We start from the raw sequence: 19,360 nt of genomic DNA, 5'->3' as shown, positions 1-19,360 counted from the left end.
GGCTCACCTCTCGGGGGGCGGCAGGGAACGGTGCCATTCGAAGAACGCGGGAAGTACGCGACGAAGGACATGGAACGCCGTTATTCCACCCCGAACCGTCCCGATTCGTACAAGTTCGTGCTCCGGGGCGTCCACGACCACCCGGACGGCGGCAACCGGACGGGTTCCGGCGCCGACGGCGGCGAGCAGGGTGGCGGCGGACTCCATGTCGGCGGCGACGGCCCCGCCGCCCCGCAGCGCCGTCCGCTCGGCACCGCGGACGACGTGGTCGGTCCCGGCGAGCACCCCGGTGTGGACGGTGCGGCCCGGCAGGGCCCGGGTGAGCTCCTTCACCAGCGTCGCGGCGCCGGTGCACCGCACGCGGCCCCGGGCGTCCCGGGCCTCCTCGGCGACCACCAGGTCGCCGGGGTGCATGCCGGGGGCGAGTCCGGCGCAGAAGCCGGTGGCGAGGACCGCCGCGTCCCGCAGCGCCTCCCCGGCCAGGGCGTGGGCCAGGGAGCGCCGGGCCGCGGCGGCCCCCATGCCGGTGCGCAGCACCGTGACGGGGCCGCCGGGCCCGCCCGCGCGGCCGGCGCGGCGGGCGCCGGCGCGCAGGGCGACCTGCTCGATGCCGAGCGCGCAGGCGACCAGCAGCGGGGCGGGCGGGTCCGGCGGCCCGGTCGAGGCGCTCATCACCGGGCCTTCGCGGCGAAGGGTTCCCCGTGGAGGTACCGGCCGAGGGCGGTGAGCGGGAACACCTGCCGGTAGAGGTGGTAGTTGATGGAGAAGTCCCACGGGAAGCCGGTGCCGGTGAACTGGGGCTCGTCCCAGGTGCCGTCCTCGCGCTGGGTGGCGGCCAGCCAGGCGACGCCCCGTTCGACGGCCGCGCTCTCCCGCTCCCCGGCGGCCAGCAGGGCCATCAGCGCCCAGGCGGTCTGCGAGGCGGTGGAGTCGCCGCGGCCCGCCCATCCGGCCTCGCGGTAGGAGCGCAGGTCCTCGCCCCAGCCGCCGTCGGCGTTCTGCACGGAGCGCAGCCAGGCGACCGCGCGGCGGACGGCGGGATGGCCGGTGTGCAGTCCGGCGGCGACGAGCGCGGGCACCACGGAGCCGGTGCCGTAGACGTAGTTGACGCCCCAGCGGCCGAACCAGCTGCCGTCCGGCTCCTGTTCGCGCAGCAGCCAGTCGATGCCGCGCAGGGTGCGGGGGTCGTCGGCGAGGCCCTCGACGGCGAGCATCTCCACCACGTGGGCGGTGACGTCGGAGGACGGCGGGTCGATCACCTCGCCGAAGTCGCAGAAAGGCAGCCGGTTGGGCAGCACGCCGGTGTTGTCCACGTCGAAGGCGCCCCAGCCGCCGCCCGCGGACTGCATGCCGAGGTTCCACCGCACCCCTCGGGCGACGGCGTGCTCCACCCGCTCCGGGTCGTGGTGGCGGACCCGGCGCAGGGCGAGGACCACCTCGGCGGTGTCGTCCATGTCCGGGTAGTTGTCGTTGTGGAACTCGAAGGCCCAGCCGCCGGGCGGGAGTCCGGGTCTGCGGACGGACCAGTCGCCGGGCCGCACGACCTGTTCGCCGAGCATCCAGTCGGCCGCCTTGACCAGCGCGGGGTGGTCGGCGGGCAGCCCGGCGTCGGCCAGGGCGATGACGGCCAGGCAGGTGTCCCAGACGGGCGACTGGCAGGCCTCGACCATCCGGGCGCCGCCCTCGCGCCGCACCGCGAAGCGGTCGAGAGCCTCGATGCCGGCCCGCATCACCGGGTGGCCGAGGTCGTAGCCGAGCAGGTGGAGGGCGATCAGCGAGTAGACGTGCGGAGGCTGGATGCCGCCCCAGCAGCCGTCGTTCTCCTGGCGTTCGACGATCCAGCGGCCGGCCGCGTTCATCGCCGCGCGACGCAACGGCCGCGGGGCGGCGGTGCGGTAGCGGCGCAGCGCGTCGTCCAGCCGCTGGAAGAGGCCGTCCCAGCCGACCAGCGGGGCGTGCGGCCGGGGCGGGTTCGGCCGCGTGGGGTCGGTGTGCAGCTCGTCGAGGGCGAAAGGGGCCGGCCGCACCGGGCGCTTGGCCGAGACGACGGTGAGCGGCACGATGGTCTGCCGGGCCCAGCAGCCGAAGTCGTAGATGTTGAGCGGGAACCACTTGGGCAGGAACATCAGCTCGGGCGGCAGCTCGGGCAGGTCCTGCCACGGCCACCAGCCGAAGAGCGCGAGCCAGATGCGGGTGAAGACGCGGGTGGCGGCGATGCCGCCCTGGGCGCGGACCCAGGCGGCGGCGCGTGCCATGTGGGGGGCGTCCGGCGCGTCGCCCGCCAGCCGGAGGGCGACGTAGGCCTCGACGGTGGCGGAGAGGTCGCCCGGCCCTCCGTGGAAGGTGTCCCAGGCGCCGTCCTCGCGCTGCTTGCCGCGGACGTGGAGGGCGGTGGCGCGGGTGGTGTCCTCGTCGAGGATGCCGAGGAACTGACGCAGCAGCAGGTCCTCGGCGTCCATGGTGACGTTGGTCTCCAGGTCGCCCTTCCACCAGCCCTCGGCGTCCTGGGTGGCCAGCAGGTGCTCGGCGGCCCGCCGGGCGGCGAGGGCCGCTGCCTCCCGTGGGCCGGCCGCCCCGTCCCCGGGGGGACGGGCGGCGTGGTCGGCCGGGAGGACTCCGGCCGCCGGGTCGGCGCGTGAGGGCAGCGCGCCGGTGCTTCCGTCGGTTGTCGCGGTCATGGCTTCCCCTTCCTGCAGTGGTGTGGCTGCTGCGGGTCCGCCGTCGGCCGGCTCCCGGGGGAAGCCGCCGGCGACTACGCGATGCGAGGACCTTCCGGGATCATCTCGTGCGAACCACCACGAAGTCGGCGAGCGCCACGAACTGTTCCCGCACCTGGGTGGGCATCTGCACCTCGTCGAGGGCCGCGACGGCGATGGCGTGCTGACGGCGGGCCTCGTCGGCGGTCCAGGCGCGGCCGCCGGCCTCCTCGATGAGTGCGGCGCGGGAGGCGAACTCCTCCTCGGAGAAGTCCTCGGAGCCGGCCGGGCGCAGGTCGGCGGTCTTGGCGTCGGCGGCGAGGATCGCCCCCAGCTTCTCCGAGGCGGGGCCGCCGGCGGCGAGGGCCGCCACCACCGGCAGGGACTTCTTGCGCTGACGCAGGTCGCTCCAGGTCTGCTTGCCGGTGGACTGCGGGTCGCCCCAGATGCCGAGGAGGTCGTCGACGGCCTGGAAGGCGAGGCCGAGGTGGTAGCCGTAGCGCTCGAGGGCGTCGGCGGTGCGGTCGTCGGCGCCGCCGAGGACGGCGCCGATGGAGCAGGCGCAGGCGAGCAGGGCGCCGGTCTTGTTGCCCTCCATCTCCAGGCACTCGTCGACGGTGACCCGCTCGCGGTGCTCGTAGGAGATGTCCTGGGCCTGACCGTCGATCAGGGCGCGGCTGGCGGCGGTGAGCCGGCGGGTGGCGCGGCCGGCCTCGACGGTGCCGAGCTCGAGCAGGACCTCGTTGGCGAGGGCGAACAGCGCGTCGCCCACCAGGATGGCCTGGGCGGGGCCGTGCACCTTCCACACGGTGTCGCGGTGGCGGCGCTGCTCGTCGCCGTCCATCAGGTCGTCGTGCAGCAGCGAGAAGTTGTGGACCAGCTCCACGGCGACGGCTCCGGGGACGCCGACCTCGGGGGCGGCGCCGGCGGCCTGCGCGGACATCACCGCGAGCGCGGGACGGACCGCCTTGCCGCCGTCGCCGGCGGCCGGGTTGCCCGCGGCGTCGATCCAGCCGAAGTGGTAGGCGGCGACGGTGTCCATGGGCGGCGCGAGACGCTCCACGGCGGCCCTGAGCACCGGCGTGGCCAGCGTCCGGCCGCGCTCCAGCAGCGCGGTCACGTTCACCGCGTCGGCGGCCTTCTCGGCCGGGGGCACAGTGGGCACGATCTCTCCTCGTGGGGTGACAGGGATGGGGGGAGCGCCTCGGGCGGCGCGGGCGCTCACGCGACGCCTCCCGGGAGGGTTCCGGCGGGCGCCGGGTCGGGTGCGAAGGCGTGGCGGACGGGACGGGTACGGCCCAGGGAGGCCAGGGCGGCGTCGGCCGCCGTCACACCGCTGCGGACCGCGCCCTCCATGGTGGCGGGCCAGCCGGTCGCGGTCCACGCTCCGGCCAGGGTCAGGCCGGGCAGCCGGGTGCGCGCGCCGGGCCGCAGCCGCCCGACGCCGGGGGCGGGGGCGAAGGTGGCGGTGCGCTCCCGGGTGACGAAGAAGTCCCGCACCCGGGCCGTACGGGTGAGCGGCAGCAGTCTCTCCAGCTCGGGCAGGTACCGGGCGCGCAGCTCGGCGACGGGGGCGTCGATGTCCTCGTCGGCCGCGGACTGGGAGAGCGCCAGGTACTGGCCCTCGGTGAGCCCGGATGCCTCGGTGCGGTCGCACACCCACTGGATCGGGGTGCCGAGGGCGGCGACGAACGGCGCGTCGAGGACCGTGCGGTCGTAGACGACGTGCACGTTGAGGATGGGCGAGTGCCCGATCTCCAGGAGCCGTCCGGCGTCCTCGAGGGCGCCGCCGGGCAGCAGGCCGTGGGTCTCGCGGGGCGGTACGGCCAGGACGACGGCGTCGGCCTCGAGCGTCCGCGCGCCGCCCGCGCCCTCGGCGAGGGCGACCTGCCAGCGGCCGTCCTCGCGGCGTTCCAGGGCGGTCGCCCGGGCGCGGGTGAGGACCTGGACGCCGGCCTCCTCCAGCGCGCGGCGGGCCAGGGTGTCGTGGAGCTCGCCGAGCGGCACGCGGGCCCATCCGATGTCGGAGGCGCCCGCTCCGGAGAGCAGTCCGGTGCGCAGCACCATGGCGGCCAGGGCCAGCGAGACATCGTCGGCGCGGGCGTTGAGGGTGGCGACGCCGATGAGGTCCCACAGCGCCTCGACGGCGCGCGGCGACTGCCCGTGCTCGGCCAGCCAGCCGCCGAAGTCGCGGGCGTCCAGTGCCGGGTCGGCGGGGTCGAGCCGGTACAGCGCGGCGGCCGCGCGGCCCACCCGGGCGCGGTCGGCGAGCGAGAGGTGGGGGTAGGCGGCGAGGCTGCGGCCCAGGTGCAGCGGAACCGGCAGCGGGTCGCGCCGCAGGCGTCCCAGCCGGCGGCCCGGGGGCCGGGCGACGTCGAGGACGGGCACGTCGAGACGTTCCTGCAGCGGCGCGAGCGCGGCGCCGCCGACGCGGTCGAGGAACCAGCGGTAGGCGGTGCAGCAGCGCAGGTACACGTGCTGTCCGTTGTCGACGGTCAGCTCGCCCCGGCGGAAGGAGAAGGCGAGGCCGCCGAGCCGGGGGCGGCCCTCCAGCAGGGTGACGCGGACCCCGGAGTCGGCGAGGGACAGCGCGGCGGTGACGCCGGCCAGTCCCCCGCCCACGACGACGGCGTGGCCCGCTGCGGCGGCGCGGGCCGTGGCGGCGCGGGTCATCGCGTCCCCTCCCCCGCGCCCGGGGCGGTCCGCGGCCGGCGGCCGGGGCCGCCCTGTGCGCGGACGGCCGCGGAGGCCGTCCGGGCGCCGGTGCGCCCGTGTTCCGGGGACCCCATCAGGAAGTCCTCCTGGCGTCGCGCCGGGTGACGGTGCGTGCGTCGAGGCCGGACAGGCCGCGGACGGCGACGTACGCCTTCTCCCGGCCGGGCAGCGAGACCCGGCCGCGCAGCACGGCGAGCGGGTCGCGCTCGATGCGGTCCAGCAGCCGCCGGTAGATGCCGGCCATGGCGGCGACGCAGGCGCCGCTGCGCCGGTCCAGCATGGGCAGCAGCCGGTAGCCCTCGGCGAACAGGGCGCGCGCCCGGCGGACCTCGAAGTGGACGAGCCCGGCGAAGTCCGAGCCGGCCGGCGGGGTCGGCCCGTCGAATCCGGCGGAGCAGCCGAACTTGGCCAGGTCCTCGGCGGGCAGGTAGACGCGGCCGCCCTCGGCGTCCTCGCGGACGTCGCGCAGGATGTTGGTGAGCTGGAGCGCGAGGCCGAGGGTGTCGGCGTACTCGGCCGCGCGTCCGGCGTCGCGCGCCCCCGGGTCGGCGCCGAACACCCCGAGGGAGAGGCGGCCGATCGCCCCCGCCACGCAGCGGCAGTACAGGGCGAGGTCGTCCCAGGTCTCGTAGGTCGCGCCGTGGACGTCCATCACCACGCCGTCGATCAGCTCGTCCAGGCCGTCCAGCGGTATCGGGAAGACCCGCGCGGCGTGCGCCAGGGCCACCGCCACCGGGTCGGTCTCGTACGCGTCGATCTCGCCGTCGCGGACCCGGGCGAGCAGTGCCCGGGTCTCCTTCAGCCGGAGCGCCTTGACCTCGTCGGGCAGGTCGCCGTCGCCGATGTCGTCCACGCGCCGGGAGAAGGCGTACAGGGCCGACATGGCACGGCGCTTGGCCTCGGGCAGCAGCCGGATGCCGTAGGCGAAGTTGCGCGCCTGTTGTCCGGTGACGGTCTCGCAGTAGCTGTAGGCGGCGAGCACCGGCGCGGACACGTCTTGCTCCAGGTCCACGGTCCCGATCACCTCTCTCCTCGCAGGATCACGCCCGCCTCGCGCAGCAGGCGTACCTTGCCGGGCTTCGGCGGACCGGGCAGCACGTCGAACCCGGCGGCGGCGACGGCGGCCAGCGCCGCCCGCCCTCCGGCGGTGAAGCCGGCCAGCAGCAGCCGCAGGCGTCCGGAGACGCTCGCCACCAGGGGGACGCCCTCGTCGAGCAGCGTCCGCGCGCGCTCCGCCTCGAAGGCGATCAGCGCGCGCACGGAGGCGCCGGCGGTGGGGGCGGCCAGGGCGGCCTCGTCGACGTGAAAACGTTTCATGTCCTGCAACGGCAGGTAGATCCGGCCCCGCTCCAGGTCCTCGCGGACGTCCTGGAGGTGCTCGACGACCTGGAGCGCGGTGCACACCGCGTCGGAGCGGCGGATCCGTTCGGGGGTGGCGGTGCCGGTGACGGCGAGCACCAGGCGGCCCACCGGGTTGGCCGACAGTTCGCAGTAGGCGAGCAGGTCCTCCCAGGTCTCGTACCGGGTGACCTCCTGGTCCTGCCGGTTGGCGGCGACCAGGCCGAGGAACGGCTCGGGGGTGAGGCCGGTCCGGCGCACCGTGGGGGCGAGGTGCGCGATCAGCGGATGGCGGGGCTCCTGCGCGCCGAACAGGCGGCCCAGGTCGGCCTCCAGGGCGTCGAGCATCAGGAACCGGTCGTCCGCGTCGGCGGGGGCGACGCCGAGCAGCCGGGCGTCCTCCCCGCCGGGGGCCAGGTCGCCGTCGCCGATGTCGTCGACCAGACGGGCGAAGCCGTAGACGGCCATCAGGTCCTCACGCCAGGCGCGGGGCAGGAAGAAGGGCGCCACCGGGAAGTTCTCGTCGGCCGCCTTGACGAGGGTGCCGTCCCCGGCACGCGGCGCTGCCGCTCGCCTCACCACGCGCGGCCCTGGACGGGGACGGCGGACCCTACGGGTCGGGACACTTCCGTAGCCATTGCCGTCATGTCTCCCGTTCTACACTGTGGATCTAAATCGCACTATTTCGGACACGCCGAGCGCAGCGCGAGGCGTGCGAAGTGCGAGATATACGCCGTTTCGTCGTCGCTTGCCGTGATTGCGGCGTCGCCCCAGCCTACGTGGCGCGTCGGCGCGCGCACGCAGGGGGGTCACCCACGGTCACCGCGCCTCCGGGCTCGCGCCGCAGGCCGGAGCGCCGCGGTGTCACTTGGCGGTGAACTTCTCGTACTCCTTGAGGACCTCTTCGGTGGGTCCGTCCATCCGCAGCTCGCCGCGCTCCAGCCACAGGACGCGGTCGCAGGTGTCGCGGATCGACTTGTTGTTGTGGCTGACCAGGAAGACGGTGCCGGCCTGCTTGCGCAGTTCGCGGATGCGCGCCTCGGAGCGCTTCTGGAACTTCCGGTCCCCGGTGGCCAGCGCCTCGTCGATCATCAGCACGTCGTGGTCCTTGGCCGCGGCGATGGAGAACCGCAGCCGCGCCGCCATGCCGGAGGAGTAGGTCCGCATGGGCAGGGTGATGAAGTCGCCCTTCTCGTTGATGCCGGAGAAGTCGACGATCTCCTGGTAGCGCTCGCGGATCTGCTCGCGCGACATCCCCATGGCGAGGCCGCCGAGTATCACGTTGCGCTCGCCGGTCAGGTCGTTCATCAGGGCGGCGTTGACGCCCAGCAGGGAGGGCTGGCCGTGGGTGTACACCCGGCCGCGCTCGGCCGGCAGCAGGCCGGCGATGGCCCGCAGCAGGGTCGACTTGCCCGAGCCGTTGGAGCCGATGAGGCCGATGGCCTCGCCCTTGTAGGCGGTGAAGGAGACGCCCCGCACCGCGTGCACCTCGCGTACGCCCCGCTCCTCGCCCCGGCGCATGATGCGCGAGAGCGCGGCGGTGGCGCTGCCCTTGCCCTTGCGGGCGCCGTTGACCTTGTAGACGATGTGCAGTTCGTCCGCGATCACGGTCGGGACGTGGGCGTCCTCGCGCTGCTCAGCCACGGCCGTACCTCTCCTCCGCCTTCCAGAAGTACACAAAGCCGCCGGCCAGGACCAGCACGGCCCAGCCCAGCGCCACCGCCCACACGTGCGGCGGGAGGTTCTCCGAGCCGTAGCCGTCGATCAGCGCGAAGCGGATCAGGTCCATGTAGACGGCGGCCGGGTTCCACTGCAGGACGTCCGCGATCCACTGCGGCTTGTCCGCGAGCATGGCCGGGATGGAGAACATCACGCCGGAGGCGTACATCCAGGTCCGGGTGACGAACGGCATGAGCTGGGCCAGGTCGGGGGTGTGCGCCCCGGCCCGCGCCATGATCAGGGCCAGGCCGGTGTTGAAGCCGAACTGGAGGGCCAGCGCGGGCACGATCAGCAGCCAGGACAGCGAGGGCCGGCTGCCGAAGGCGATGACGACCGCGAAGAGCACGAGCATCGACACCAGCAGCTGCTGCAACTGCTGGAGGGCGAAGGAGACGGGCAGCGAGGCACGCGGGAAGTGCAGGGCGCGCACCAGGCCCAGGTTGCCGGAGATCGCCCGCACGCCGGACATCACCGACGTCTGGGTGAAGGTGAACACGAACACGCCGGTCACCAGGAACGGGATGTACACGTCCTTGGGCAGGCCGCGGCCCGCGTTCAGGATGAGCCCGAAGATCAGGTAGTAGACCAGCGCGTTCAGCAGCGGCGTCACCACCTGCCAGAGCTGGCCGAGCTTGGCCTGGCTGTACTGCGCCGACAGCTTCGCCCGGGAGAAGGCCACGATGAAGTGCCGGCGGTTCCACAGCTGACGCACGTACGCCGGGATGGAGGGCCGGGCGCCGCTCACGGTCAGGCCGTACTTGGCGGCGAGCTCCGCCGCCGTCAGGCGGTCGTCGGGCGACGGGCGCGGGCCGACCGCGACCGGGCCGTCATGCGTTGACTCACTCACTGCTCGAACTCTCGCTGTCTCGATGGATACGGCGTCTCGACGGGCGCGGCGTCCCGGCGGAGGACCGGGCACGGCCGAGGGTACGGGCCGCCCGGTCGCCCCGCTGCGACGAGCGTCTCAGATGACCGGGGGCCGGCCCAGTCGGGTCAGCCGCCACACGGTGCTCCACCGCATGGGACGGCGGGGGCCGCACGGAGTGGTCCAGCCCTCCTTGAAGCCGCCCAGCCACGCCTTGAGCGCGGCGCCGTCGCGGGTGCGCAGCAGCGTGAGCGCCGTCCACACCCCGAGGTAGACCGGGACGAGGAGGGCGGGCAGGTTGCGGCGGGCGAGCCAGACCCGGTTGCGCGCCACCATGCGGTGGTAGACGGCGTGCCGGGAGGGGGCCGTGGTGGGGTGGTACAGGACCATGTCGGCCCGGTAGTCGATCATCCAGCCGGCGTCCAGGGCGCGCCAGGCGAGGTCGGTCTCCTCGTGGGCGTAGAAGAAGTCGCCGGGCAGCGCGCCCACCTGGGCCATGACCTCGGTGCGCACCGCGTTGGCGCCGCCGAGGAAGGTGGTGACCCGCGACGAGCGCATCGGGTCGGAGGCGCGCAGCCGCGGGACGTGCCGGCGCTGCGTCACCCCGGTGTCGGGGTCGGCGATCCGGAAGCTGATGATGCCCAGCCGCGGGTCGGCCTCGAACGCCTGGCGGCACAGCTCGGCGGTGTCGGTGCGGGCGAGCAGGCCGTCGTCGTCCAGGAAGAGCAGGATATCGACGGCGTAGCCGGCGTAGCCTTCGGCCCCCGCGGAGCGGAAGGCCTCGATGCCGACGTTGCGTCCGCCGGGGATGCCCAGGTTCTCGGGCAGCTCGACGGTCCGCACGCCTTCGGGGACGTCGGGCACGGGTGCTCCGTTGCCCACCACGACGACCTCGATCGGGTCGCCCTCCTGGCGGGCCACCGAGTCGAGCAGCGCGCGCAGCTCGTCCGGGCGGTTGCCCATGGTGATGATCACCGCGCCCACCTTGGCGGGCCGGCGGCCGGCGGCGGGGGCGGCGTCGGGCTGGGGGCCGGTCACGGCGTCCTTCGGGGCTTCGTTCACGGAGTGCACGGGGTTCACGGAATTCACGGAGGCGCTCACCGCAGTCTGCTCGAGGCGAGGATGGACACGAGGTGCAGCAGGGTCTGCAGGATCGCGATGCCTGCCAGCACGGCGATGCCGAGGCGGGTCCAGAAGAGTCCGCCGCCGGCGATCAGGTCGGCGATCGCGACGGCGAGGACGAACAGGCTCGCCTCCACGCCGCCGACCAGCCGGTGGAACTTGAGCGCGGCCGCCGCCCGGCGGGCCAGCGCGAGGCCAAAGGAGCGGGGCGCGGCGGCCTCGTCCTTCACGGCGGTCAGGCCGCTGCGGCTGCGCGCCACGTCGACCAGGTCCGTCTCGGCCTTGATCAGGATGGCGCCCAGGGCGGCCAGGGTGCCGAGGAAGGCCCACAGCCACTCGGGGCTCTCCGCCCCGTCCCACAGGTCGGCGCCCCGCAGGCCGAAGCCGACCAGCAGGGCGGCCTCGGAGAGGTAGTGGCCGACGCGGTCCAGGTAGACGCCGGTGACCGAGGTCTGCCCGCGCCAGCGGGCGATCTCCCCGTCGACGCAGTCCAGCAGGAGGTACAGCTGGATCAGCAGGGCGCCGAGGAGCGCCCCGGCGAGGCCCGGCACCAGGAGTGCCGCGCCCGCCAGGACGCCCGCCACCACCATCAGGTAGGTGAGCTGGTTGGGCGTCACCCGGGTGTTCACCAGGTAACGGTCGACCCGCAGCGAGATCTCCCGCATGTAGAGACGACCCGCCCAGTGCTCACCGCTGCGCCGGTCCTTCACCCCTTCGGGGTGGACGACGGGCCGCAGTTCAGCTACCGATGGCCTTGACATAGTCGGCGTACGCGTCCTTGATCTGGTCGGTCCGGAGGTCGAGGTGCTCGAGGATCGTGTAGCGGCCGGGACGGGTCTCCGGCGCGAACTCCACGACCTTGACGAACTCCTCCATGGAGAAGCCGATCTCCTCCGGCAGCACCGGCAGGTCGTGCCGACGCAGGCACTCGGCCATCTCGCCCGCGGTCGCCACGTCCCCTCGCAGGTAGGTGGCGAACGCGCCGCCCAGGCCGCACTGCTCGCCGTGGGCGGCGGCCCGCTTCGGGAAGAGCAGGTCGAACCCGTGGCTGATCTCGTGGCACGCGCCGGACGCGGGGCGCGAGTCGCCCGCCACCGACATCGAGATGCCGCAGAGCACCAGCGACTCCGACAGGGTGGCGAGGAACTGGTCGTCCGCGATGGTGCCGGGGTGACGCAGCACGGCCTCGGCGGCCTGCCGTGCCATCGCGGCGGCCAGGCCGTCCACCTTCTCGCCGTTCACCCGCTGGGACAGCTCCCAGTCCGCCACGGCCGAGATCTTGCAGATCACGTCGCCGATGCCGGCCCGCACGAACTGCGGCGGCGCCTGGCGGATTATGTCCAGGTCGATGACGATGCCGATGGGGTTCGGGACACCGTACGAGCCGCGGCCCGCGTCGTTGTCCAGCGTGGCCACCGGCGAGCACAGTCCGTCGTTGGCCAGGTTGGTGGCGACCGCGACCAGCGGCAGCCCGACCCGGGCGGCCGCGTACTTGGCGCAGTCGACCACCTTGCCGCCACCGAGCGCGACGACCGCGTCGTAGCGGCCCTTGCGCTTGATGGAGTCGGCCAGCCGGACGGCGCCGTCGATGGTGCCGTCCGCGTCGTCGAACCAGTCCGCCTGCGGCATCGCGGGAGCGAACCGTTCCCTCAGCGCCTGACCGGAGCCGGCGCTGATGGCGAAGGCCAGCTTGCCCGAGGACGAGATCCGCTGGTCGGACAGGATCGCCGCCAGGTCGTCCAAGGCCCCGGACCGGATGTCGACGACGACCGGCGACGGAATGAGCCTCGTCAGTAGCGGCACGCGATCTCCCGCCCACGGGCCAGGTCCTCGTGGTTGTCGATCTCGACCCACGCGACCTCGCCGATCGGCGCGACGTCGATCTTGAAGCCGCGGTTGACCAGCTCCTGGTAGCCGTGCTCGTAGAACTGCTGCGGGTCCGTCTCCCAGACCGTCTTCAGCGCGTCGCCGAGCTCGGCGGCCGCGTCGCCCTCGATCAGGGTGACACCGATGTACTCGCCGGTGGCCTCCGCCGGGTCCATCAGCTTGGTGATCTTGCGGACGCCCTTCTCGGGGTCGACGACGACCTTCATCTCCTCGTCGGCGAGCTTCTTCACCGTGTCGAGGGCGAGGATGATCTTCTTGCCCTCGCCGCGGGCGGCGAGCAGCGTCTTCTCCACGGAGACCGGGTGGACGGTGTCGCCGTTGGCGAGGATGACGCCGTCCTTGAGGGCGTCACGGCCGCACCACAGGGAGTAGGCGTTGTTCCACTCCTCGGCCTTGTCGTTGTCGATCAGGGTGATCTTGACACCGTACTTGGCCTCGAGCGCCTCGCGGCGCTCGTAGACGGCCTCCTTGCGGTACCCGACGATGATCGCCACCTCGGTGAGGCCGATCTCGGCGAAGTTGCCGAGGGTCAGGTCGAGGACGGTGAGGCTGTCCTCGTTGCCCTCGGGCCCCACGGGCACCAGAGCCTTGGGAAGGGTGTCCGTGTAGGGGCGCAGGCGGCGTCCGGCGCCTGCCGCCAGCACGAGGCCGATCATGCGGGTTCTCCTTCGTCGTGTACAGCGGGTGCGCCGGCCCGGTGGGCGGACACCCAATAGCGGATGCTCTCCAGGAGCACCAGGGCGGCCACGGCCACGGCGAGCGCCGTGAGCGCGACCGGGAACTGCGCCGCGGTGAGCAGTGCGGCGAGCACGGTGACCACAAGGGTGCGGCCCTCGTGGCCCAGCGCCGCCCGCACCAGCCAGTGCGGGGGCGCTCCGGCGTTTCCGCGGATGCGGTACACCGTGTCGTAGTGATGGTAGGCGACCGCCGCCACCAGCCCGAAAGCCGCCGGAAGCGCTCCGTTCACCTCGGATTGGGCCGCGAGCAGCAGAACGACGCCATACTCGGCGGCGCGGAAGAAGGGGGGAACGAGCCAGTCCAGCGCGCCCATCAGGGGCCGGGCGACGGCCGCGCCGGCCAGCAGCGCGTAGCCGGCGGCGCCGGCGACGGTGATCCACGAGGCGCCGCACACTGCGGCGAGGATCACCACGAGCAGCGCGCCCGCGGCGGCGAGGAACGGGGCGGCGCCGGACGGGACGGGACGACGGGCGACCCGGGCCACGGCCTGCGCGAGGGGGCCGCTGTCGGTCAGGTCGGCCAGCGCGGCGGCGGCGCGGTCGGTGCGGCGCGCCTTGCGGGTCACCGAGCGCAGCAGGCGGCCTGCGGTGGTGTAGCAGGCGGCGACGGCGCAGCCGATCAGCAGCACCACGAAGGTGACGCGGGGGGTGGTCAGCGCGGTGAGCACGGCGATCATCAGCCAGCGTTCGCCGATGGGCAGGACGATCATGCGGCGGAGCCAGACCGTCCAGCCGAGGTTGTCCAGCTTGTCGGAGAGCGCCGCGGTGGGGCTGGTGTTGGCCTGGGCGTCGTGGTTGGCCTCGTTGAAGGAGAAGTCGACCACATGCCGGCAGGTCTGCAGGACCATCGCGCCCAGGGCCAGCGCCCAGACGTCGTCGCCGCCGCGGGCGGCGCCCAGGGCGAGGCCCGCGTAGTAGGCGTACTCCTTGGCCCGGTCGAAGGTGGCGTCGAGCCAGGCGCCCAGTGTCGAGTACTGGAGCGAGTAGCGGGCGAGCTGCCCGTCCGCGCAGTCCAGGACGAACGAGGCGATCAGCAGGACGCCGGCCGCGACGAAGCCGCCGCGGGTGCCGGTGGCGGCGCAGGACGCGGCGATCAGCGCGGTGAGCAGCGAGGCGGTGGTGACCTGGTTGGGGGTCAGTCCCCGGCGGGCGCACCAGCGGGCGACGTACTTGGAGTAGGGGCTGATCAGGAAGGTCGTGACGAAGCCGTCGCGGGCCTTCACCGCGGAGCGCAGCCGGACCGACTCCTCGTCGACGGCGGCCAGGGCCTCACGGGTGGCGTGCCGGCTCTGCGGGTCCGCGGGGGTTGCCGCCACGAGGCTGCCCAGCTCGGGGCGGTGCACCTGCGCGCCGTCCGTCTCGAGGGCGGCGGCGAGCCGGTCGGCCAGCGTGCGGTCGGCGACCGTGACGGCGTCGCCGGGCGCGGGGGCGTCCCCGGCGTCGACGGCGGCGGAGCTGGCCCGGGCGACGGCCCGGGTGAGCGCCTGGCGCGCCTCCGGCTTCACCGAGACGGCGCCCTCGATCGCGGAGACCGGGAACCGGGGGTCGGTGAGGCCCAGGCGCAGGGCGTGCAGGTGGCCCATGAACCGGGCGTCGACGAGGGCGACGCGGCGGTCGCCGGGGACGGCGGCGAGCAGTGCCTCCGTCTCACCCACGTCGGCGGCGGTCCGCACCTCGAATCCGAGGGTTCCGAGATCGTCCGCCAAGGAAGATCCGGGAACCGGCGGACCGGTGACGATGGCGGTCGGCAACCGTACTCACTCCCTGGGTGCGGCGCTGCGGCGCGCCGGCGGCATACGTGGTGGCCCGCCCGGCGAGGCGGCCGGGGCGTGTCGGCAGAGGTTATCGGATCGCCGGACCTCCGCGATCACCACCCGCCCCGCGGCAGGCAGGACGCCGGGCGTTTGCGCAGGTCAAGGGATATGACAACGGTGTTCAGCGTCGCTTTGCCCCGGGCGACCGGAGGTAGTTGACTGGGGGCGGCAACGGTCGGCGGAAGGCCGCGTTCCCCGAATCACCCGGGGGCGGCGGCGATCACGGAGGGCGGTTTCCATGGGGGCCGGACATCAGCACGGGCACCACCACGGCGGGGGCGCCGGCCCCGCCGCCACGGTGACCGCGGCGCACCGCGGCCGGCTGCGGGCGGCCCTGGCGATCACGCTGCTGGTGACCGCGGCGGAGGTGACCGGCGGCGTGCTCGCGGGCTCCCTCGCCCTGGTCGCGGACGCCGCCCACATGGCCACCGACGCGCTGGGGCTGGGCATGGCGCTGCTGGCGATCCGTTTCGCGGGCCGCCCGGCGAGCGGTCACCACACCTTCGGGCTGGCCCGCGCGGAGATCCTGGCGGCGCTGGCCAACTGTCTCCTGCTCTTCGGGGTGGGCGGTTACGTGGTGGTCGAGGCCGTCGGCCGGCTGCTGGAGCCGGCCGAGGTGGAGGGCGGCCTGACCCTGGTCTTCGGCGCGGTGGGCCTGGTGGCGAACCTGGTCTCGCTCCTGCTGCTGATGGGCGGCCGCAAGGAGAGCCTGAACGTGCGCGGCGCCTTCCTCGAGGTCGCCGCCGACGCGCTGGGGTCGGTCGCGGTGCTGGTCTCGGCCGCGCTGGTGCTGCTCACCGGCTGGCAGGCCGCCGACCCCGTCGCCTCCCTGGTGATCGCGCTGATGATCGTGCCGCGCGCCTGGCGGCTGCTGCGCGAGACGGTGGACGTGCTGCTGGAGGCCGCCCCGCGCGACGTCGACATGACCCAGGTGCGCGCGCACCTGCTGGCGCTGCCGGGCGTGGACGACGTGCACGACCTGCACGTGTGGACGATCACCTCGGGGCTGCCGGTGCTGTCGGCGCACGTGGTGGTCGGCCCCGAGGCGCTGGAGGGCAGGGGACACGAGCGGATGCTGCGCGACCTGCAGTCCTGTCTGGGCTCGCACTTCGACGTGGAGCACTGCACCTTCCAGCTCGAACCGGCGGGCCACGCGGCGCACGAGGCGGGTCTGTGCCATTGACCGCGCTCCGGCGCGCGGGGTCCGGTCGGCGGTGCCGCGCCCGCGCCACGGGGTCACGTACGGCAGACTAGGGGCCATGCCGAGCACACCTGTGAAGACGACGACGGACGAGACCATCCTGCTGGAGCTGGTCGACGAGCAGGGCGTGACCATCGGCACGGAGGAGAAACTCACGGCGCACCAGGCGCCCGGTCTGCTGCACCGCGCGTTCTCCGTCTTCCTCTTCGACAACCGCGGGCGGCTGCTGCTTCAGCAGCGCGCGCTGGGCAAGTACCACTCCCCCGGCGTGTGGTCCAACACCTGCTGCGGCCACCCCTACCCGGGCGAGGCCCCGTTCGCCGCGGCCGCGCGCCGCACCTTCGAGGAGCTGGGCGTCTCCCCCGCGCTGCTCGCCGAGGCGGGGACGGTCCGCTACAACCACCCGGACCCGGCCTCGGGCCTGGTGGAGCAGGAGTTCAACCACCTCTTCGTCGGCCTGGTCCGCGGCCGCCCCGACCCGGACCCGGAGGAGGTGGGCGACATCGCGTTCGTCACCCCCGAGGAGCTGGAGAAGCGGCACGACGCCGACCCCTTCTCGGCGTGGTTCATGACCGTCCTCGACGCGGCGCGCCCCGCGGTCCGCGAGCTCACCGGCCCTTCGGCCGGCTGGTAGTCGCCCTCGCTCCTTGCGGGCCGGCCGCCTCGGGGCGCCGGCCCGCCGTGCGTGGCCCCGCCGGGCTTCGGCTCGGCCCGTCTCGCGCGGTCCTCAGTGATGGACAGGCGGGCGGAGCGGCAGGGCCGCCCAGATGATCTTCCCGCCGGCGACGGTGTGCTCCACCTCGCAGGCCCCGCCGAACTCGCGGGTGGTCTCGCGCACCAGCAGCAGGCCGCGGCCGCCGGTCTGGCCGGTGTCGGCGATCAGCGCGGTGGGCCGGTAGGGGTGGTTGTCCTCGACGGAGACCCTGATCCACTCCGCGCCGACCGCGACCTCCACCGCCAGGACGGGTGAGAGCAGAGCGGCGTGGCGGACGGCGTTGGTGACCAGCTCCGAGACGATCAGCAGCAGGCCGTCGACCACCTCCTCGACGGCCGGCACCCCCTGGCGCCGCAGCAGGTCCCGCACGGCGCGGCGCGCCTGCGGCACCGAGGCGTCCACGGCCGGGGCGGTGAACCTCCACACGCCTTCGTAGGGGGCGTGCGCCCCGCGGGGCGCGGCCGCCTCCACGGGGCCTTGTGGGCCCGGATCGCCTCCGCGCCCAGGGTCCTCCATCGTCCGGTCCCCACCCTCGTGCTCGACTGTCACCACACGTCGAGTGTGGGAACCGGCAGGTCACCGCCCGGACGCTGTCCACAAAACGATCACTATCGACCGATGTCGACCGATGGGCGTATGCCAAAGGCGGTTGCGGGATCGCTCCTGCGCGCCTGGGGAAGCTTCGCGAACTCTTCCGCTTATTGGGGCGGAACGTCCCCTCCTCCCCCGCGACGCCCGTCCTCCGGGCCGGTCCGCTCCCCCGCGGCCACGTTCCGCTCCGCGTCCGAGCGGCCCGCGTAGTAGGCGTCGCCCCCGAGGCTGCGTCCGCGGTCGGCGTGTTCGGCCTCGGTCACCATCCCCACCACGTTGCGGCCGCCGAAGCCGGTGGCGACCAGCCCCAGTCCGTCGAAGAGCAGCGCCAGCGAGAAGAAGGTGCCCAGGACGTAGCGGCTGTCGCTCGGCCAGGAGTTCAGCACCAGGATGCCCAGCAGCAGGCCGAACGCGCCCTGCACCAGGGTCCAGCCGAACTGCGGCCCACGCACTACGAGGCTGCCGACGATGCGGAACACCCCGCCGGTGAGGAACAGCAGCGCCGCGAACAGGGTCAGCGAGACCGCCGCCGCGTCCGGCCGCACGAGGATCACCACGCCGGCCGCGATGTTCAGCGCCGCGACCACCACGCCCAGCCAGAAGAATCCGGTGCCCCGGGCCTGCACCGCGTGCCCGAGGCCCACCACGCCGCCGATCAGCAGCAGCCAGCCGAACAGCAGCATGCTGGTGAGGGTCGCCAGACCCGTGTAGACGAGGCCGACGACCCCCGCGATCACCAGCGCCACACCGAGGACGGCCAGCCAGCCGAAACTCCGGTTGATCCGCGTCCGCTCGTCCTTCGCCCTGATCCTGCTCATCACGGCCTCCTCGCCGGCTGTCCCTCGTGCCCGGCCGAGTACCCAGCCCGCCGGTACCATCCGCGACATGCCCCATCTGTCGCACAGCGTCGCCGACGGCGTCGCCACCGTCCTGATCAGCCACCCCGAGCGGCGCAACGCCATGACCGACGCGATGTGGCGGGCACTGCCGCCGCTGCTGGAGACGCTGGCGCTCGACGACGCCGTGCGGGTCCTGGTGCTCACCGGCGAGGGAGCCACCTTCTGCGCGGGCGCGGACATCTCGGGGCTGCGCGACACCGCGGAGGTGGCACAGCGACTCTCGCTGGAGGCGGAGGAGGCGCTGGCCGCGTTCCCGAAGCCGACGCTCGCGGCGGTGCGCGGCCACTGCGTGGGCGGCGGCACCCAGCTGGCGGCCGCCTGCGACCTGCGGTTCGCCGAGCAGGGCGCGCTCTTCGGGGTGACGCCGGCCAAGCTAGGGATCGTCTACCCGTCCTCCTCCACCCGGCGGCTGGTGTCGCTGGTGGGCCCCTCGGGCGCGAAGTACCTGCTGTTCTCCGGGGAGCTGGTCGACGGGGAGCGGGCCCTGCGGACCGGTCTGGTGGACGAGCTGCTGCCGGCCGGTCGGCTCGCGGCCCGGGTGGAGGAGTTCGCCCGGATCCTGGTCTCCCGTTCGCGGCTCACCCAGGCGGCGGCCAAGGAGTTCGCCGACGGGCGCACCGACCGGGACGCCCACTGGGCCGCGGCGGCCCGCGCGAGCAGGGATCTCGAGGAGGGCGTCGCCGCCTTCCTGGAGCGCCGCGTGGCCTCCTTCACCTGGCCGCGCTGACCGGCCGCCCGGCACGTTCCGGGACCGATCAGGCATGTCCGTGGCGAGGCCGGTTACCTGTAGGTTCCCCGGCGCCGGGACTTCCGGCCGGGCAGAGCGAGGGAAGGTGACCAACGTGTTCCGAGCTGTCGCGGACGTTCTCCGTCAGATCGGCAGTGCCATCGCCACCGTGGTGACGCTGCCCTTCCGAGCCGTCGCCCGCCTCTTCGGCGGCGCATCCTCCACGGCGCACGGTCGTCGCGCCTGAGCGCGCGTCCCGTCGTGAGCGTGCCATGAGCGCTCCTGTGCGTGCGTCGTGAGCGCGAGAAACGCGCGAAGGCCCGGCCCCCGCGGC

Annotated in this window: 19 protein-coding genes; 4 read left to right on the top strand and 15 right to left on the bottom strand. The window is 74.0% G+C overall.

Annotation, left to right across the window (positions count from 1 at the left end; all coding sequences use genetic code 11):
* Positions 1-3: 3 nt before the first annotated feature.
* The 13 genes from ABT026_RS16200 to ABT026_RS16140 all read right to left on the bottom strand — a co-directional run bounded on the left by ABT026_RS16200 (position 4) and on the right by ABT026_RS16140 (position 14,830).
* Positions 4-672: a phosphorylase family protein gene (locus tag ABT026_RS16200; RefSeq protein ID WP_351115078.1), complete on the bottom strand. Its 669-nt coding sequence runs from the start codon at positions 670-672 to the stop codon at positions 4-6.
* Positions 672-2,678: a squalene--hopene cyclase gene (gene shc / locus ABT026_RS16195; protein ID WP_351115077.1), complete on the bottom strand. Its 2,007-nt coding sequence runs from the start codon at positions 2,676-2,678 to the stop codon at positions 672-674. Before shc ends, ABT026_RS16200 begins: the two co-directional genes overlap by 1 nt.
* Before the next feature lie 100 nt (positions 2,679-2,778).
* On the bottom strand, positions 2,779-3,864 hold the full coding sequence (locus tag ABT026_RS16190; protein ID WP_502967998.1) for a polyprenyl synthetase family protein: 1,086 nt from the start codon (positions 3,862-3,864) through the stop codon (positions 2,779-2,781).
* A gap of 53 nt (positions 3,865-3,917) precedes the next feature.
* A complete protein-coding gene (gene hpnE, locus ABT026_RS16185) occupies positions 3,918-5,369 on the bottom strand; it encodes a hydroxysqualene dehydroxylase HpnE (protein ID WP_351115076.1) in 1,452 nt (483 codons plus the stop codon).
* Between the two features lie 115 nt (positions 5,370-5,484).
* Positions 5,485-6,435 carry a presqualene diphosphate synthase HpnD gene (gene hpnD, locus ABT026_RS16180; RefSeq protein WP_351115075.1) on the bottom strand — a complete coding sequence of 317 codons (951 nt, stop codon included), beginning with the start codon at positions 6,433-6,435 and terminating at the stop codon, positions 5,485-5,487.
* Positions 6,432-7,331, bottom strand: coding sequence for a squalene synthase HpnC (gene hpnC, locus ABT026_RS16175; RefSeq protein WP_502967995.1), 900 nt, complete (start codon positions 7,329-7,331; stop codon positions 6,432-6,434). The genes hpnD and hpnC overlap by 4 nt, the downstream gene beginning before the upstream one ends.
* 282 nt (positions 7,332-7,613) lie before the next feature.
* Positions 7,614-8,393, bottom strand: a complete 780-nt coding sequence (locus ABT026_RS16170; RefSeq protein WP_351115072.1) for an ABC transporter ATP-binding protein — start codon at positions 8,391-8,393, stop codon at positions 7,614-7,616.
* Positions 8,386-9,315, bottom strand: a complete 930-nt coding sequence (locus ABT026_RS16165; protein WP_351115071.1) for an ABC transporter permease — start codon at positions 9,313-9,315, stop codon at positions 8,386-8,388. Before ABT026_RS16165 ends, ABT026_RS16170 begins: the two co-directional genes overlap by 8 nt.
* 117 nt (positions 9,316-9,432) lie before the next feature.
* A complete protein-coding gene (locus tag ABT026_RS16160) occupies positions 9,433-10,296 on the bottom strand; it encodes a glycosyltransferase family 2 protein (protein WP_502967997.1) in 864 nt (287 codons plus the stop codon).
* Between the two features lie 134 nt (positions 10,297-10,430).
* A complete protein-coding gene (locus ABT026_RS16155) occupies positions 10,431-11,216 on the bottom strand; it encodes a CDP-alcohol phosphatidyltransferase family protein (RefSeq protein ID WP_351115070.1) in 786 nt (261 codons plus the stop codon).
* Entirely contained in the window at positions 11,194-12,258 is a 1,065-nt protein-coding gene (locus tag ABT026_RS16150; protein ID WP_351115069.1) for an iron-containing alcohol dehydrogenase family protein, read from the bottom strand. Before ABT026_RS16150 ends, ABT026_RS16155 begins: the two co-directional genes overlap by 23 nt.
* Positions 12,246-12,998, bottom strand: coding sequence for a phosphocholine cytidylyltransferase family protein (locus tag ABT026_RS16145; protein ID WP_351115068.1), 753 nt, complete (start codon positions 12,996-12,998; stop codon positions 12,246-12,248). Before ABT026_RS16145 ends, ABT026_RS16150 begins: the two co-directional genes overlap by 13 nt.
* Positions 12,995-14,830, bottom strand: coding sequence for a DUF5941 domain-containing protein (locus tag ABT026_RS16140; protein ID WP_351115066.1), 1,836 nt, complete (start codon positions 14,828-14,830; stop codon positions 12,995-12,997). The genes ABT026_RS16145 and ABT026_RS16140 overlap by 4 nt, the downstream gene beginning before the upstream one ends.
* Before the next feature lie 301 nt (positions 14,831-15,131).
* Between ABT026_RS16140 and ABT026_RS16135 the strand changes: the two genes are divergently transcribed.
* The gene (locus tag ABT026_RS16135; protein ID WP_351115064.1) at positions 15,132-16,076 is read left to right on the top strand and encodes a cation diffusion facilitator family transporter; all 945 of its coding nucleotides are present in this window, start codon (positions 15,132-15,134) and stop codon (positions 16,074-16,076) included.
* 76 nt (positions 16,077-16,152) lie between these two features.
* The gene (idi, locus tag ABT026_RS16130; RefSeq protein WP_351115063.1) at positions 16,153-16,728 is read left to right on the top strand and encodes an isopentenyl-diphosphate Delta-isomerase; all 576 of its coding nucleotides are present in this window, start codon (positions 16,153-16,155) and stop codon (positions 16,726-16,728) included.
* A gap of 93 nt (positions 16,729-16,821) precedes the next feature.
* On the opposite strand, the gene ABT026_RS16125 is transcribed toward idi, so the two are convergent.
* Both ABT026_RS16125 and ABT026_RS16120 read right to left on the bottom strand, forming a co-directional pair.
* On the bottom strand, positions 16,822-17,325 hold the full coding sequence (locus ABT026_RS16125) for an ATP-binding protein (RefSeq protein WP_351115234.1): 504 nt from the start codon (positions 17,323-17,325) through the stop codon (positions 16,822-16,824).
* 182 nt (positions 17,326-17,507) lie between these two features.
* On the bottom strand, positions 17,508-18,218 hold the full coding sequence (locus ABT026_RS16120) for an HdeD family acid-resistance protein (RefSeq protein WP_351115062.1): 711 nt from the start codon (positions 18,216-18,218) through the stop codon (positions 17,508-17,510).
* 67 nt (positions 18,219-18,285) lie between these two features.
* On the opposite strand from ABT026_RS16120, the gene ABT026_RS16115 reads away from it, so the two are divergent.
* Positions 18,286-19,026, top strand: coding sequence for an enoyl-CoA hydratase/isomerase family protein (locus ABT026_RS16115; protein ID WP_351115061.1), 741 nt, complete (start codon positions 18,286-18,288; stop codon positions 19,024-19,026).
* A 115-nt stretch (positions 19,027-19,141) separates the two neighbouring features.
* Complete coding sequence (locus ABT026_RS16110) at positions 19,142-19,273, top strand: LPFR motif small protein (protein ID WP_351115060.1); 132 nt, start codon at positions 19,142-19,144, stop codon at positions 19,271-19,273.
* The last annotated feature ends 87 nt before the right edge of the window (positions 19,274-19,360 follow it).

The sequence above is a fragment of the Streptomyces sp. NPDC002734 genome, from assembly GCF_040295685.1.
Taxonomy (GTDB): domain Bacteria; phylum Actinomycetota; class Actinomycetes; order Streptomycetales; family Streptomycetaceae; genus Streptomyces.
This window is presented reverse-complemented; position numbering and strand designations above follow the sequence as displayed.

Coding starts and splice junctions, on each gene's coding strand:
- ABT026_RS16200 (WP_351115078.1), bottom strand. CDS start 672: ATGAGCGCCTCGACCGGGCCGCCGGACCCGCCCGCCCCGCTGCTGGTC.
- shc (WP_351115077.1), bottom strand. CDS start 2,678: ATGACCGCGACAACCGACGGAAGCACCGGCGCGCTGCCCTCACGCGCC.
- hpnE (WP_351115076.1), bottom strand. CDS start 5,369: ATGACCCGCGCCGCCACGGCCCGCGCCGCCGCAGCGGGCCACGCCGTC.
- ABT026_RS16160 (WP_502967997.1), bottom strand. CDS start 10,296: ATGGGCAACCGCCCGGACGAGCTGCGCGCGCTGCTCGACTCGGTGGCC.
- ABT026_RS16155 (WP_351115070.1), bottom strand. CDS start 11,216: ATGTCAAGGCCATCGGTAGCTGAACTGCGGCCCGTCGTCCACCCCGAA.
- ABT026_RS16145 (WP_351115068.1), bottom strand. CDS start 12,998: ATGATCGGCCTCGTGCTGGCGGCAGGCGCCGGACGCCGCCTGCGCCCC.
- ABT026_RS16135 (WP_351115064.1), top strand. CDS start 15,132: ATGGGGGCCGGACATCAGCACGGGCACCACCACGGCGGGGGCGCCGGC.
- idi (WP_351115063.1), top strand. CDS start 16,153: ATGCCGAGCACACCTGTGAAGACGACGACGGACGAGACCATCCTGCTG.
- ABT026_RS16125 (WP_351115234.1), bottom strand. CDS start 17,325: ATGGAGGACCCTGGGCGCGGAGGCGATCCGGGCCCACAAGGCCCCGTG.
- ABT026_RS16120 (WP_351115062.1), bottom strand. CDS start 18,218: ATGAGCAGGATCAGGGCGAAGGACGAGCGGACGCGGATCAACCGGAGT.
- ABT026_RS16115 (WP_351115061.1), top strand. CDS start 18,286: ATGCCCCATCTGTCGCACAGCGTCGCCGACGGCGTCGCCACCGTCCTG.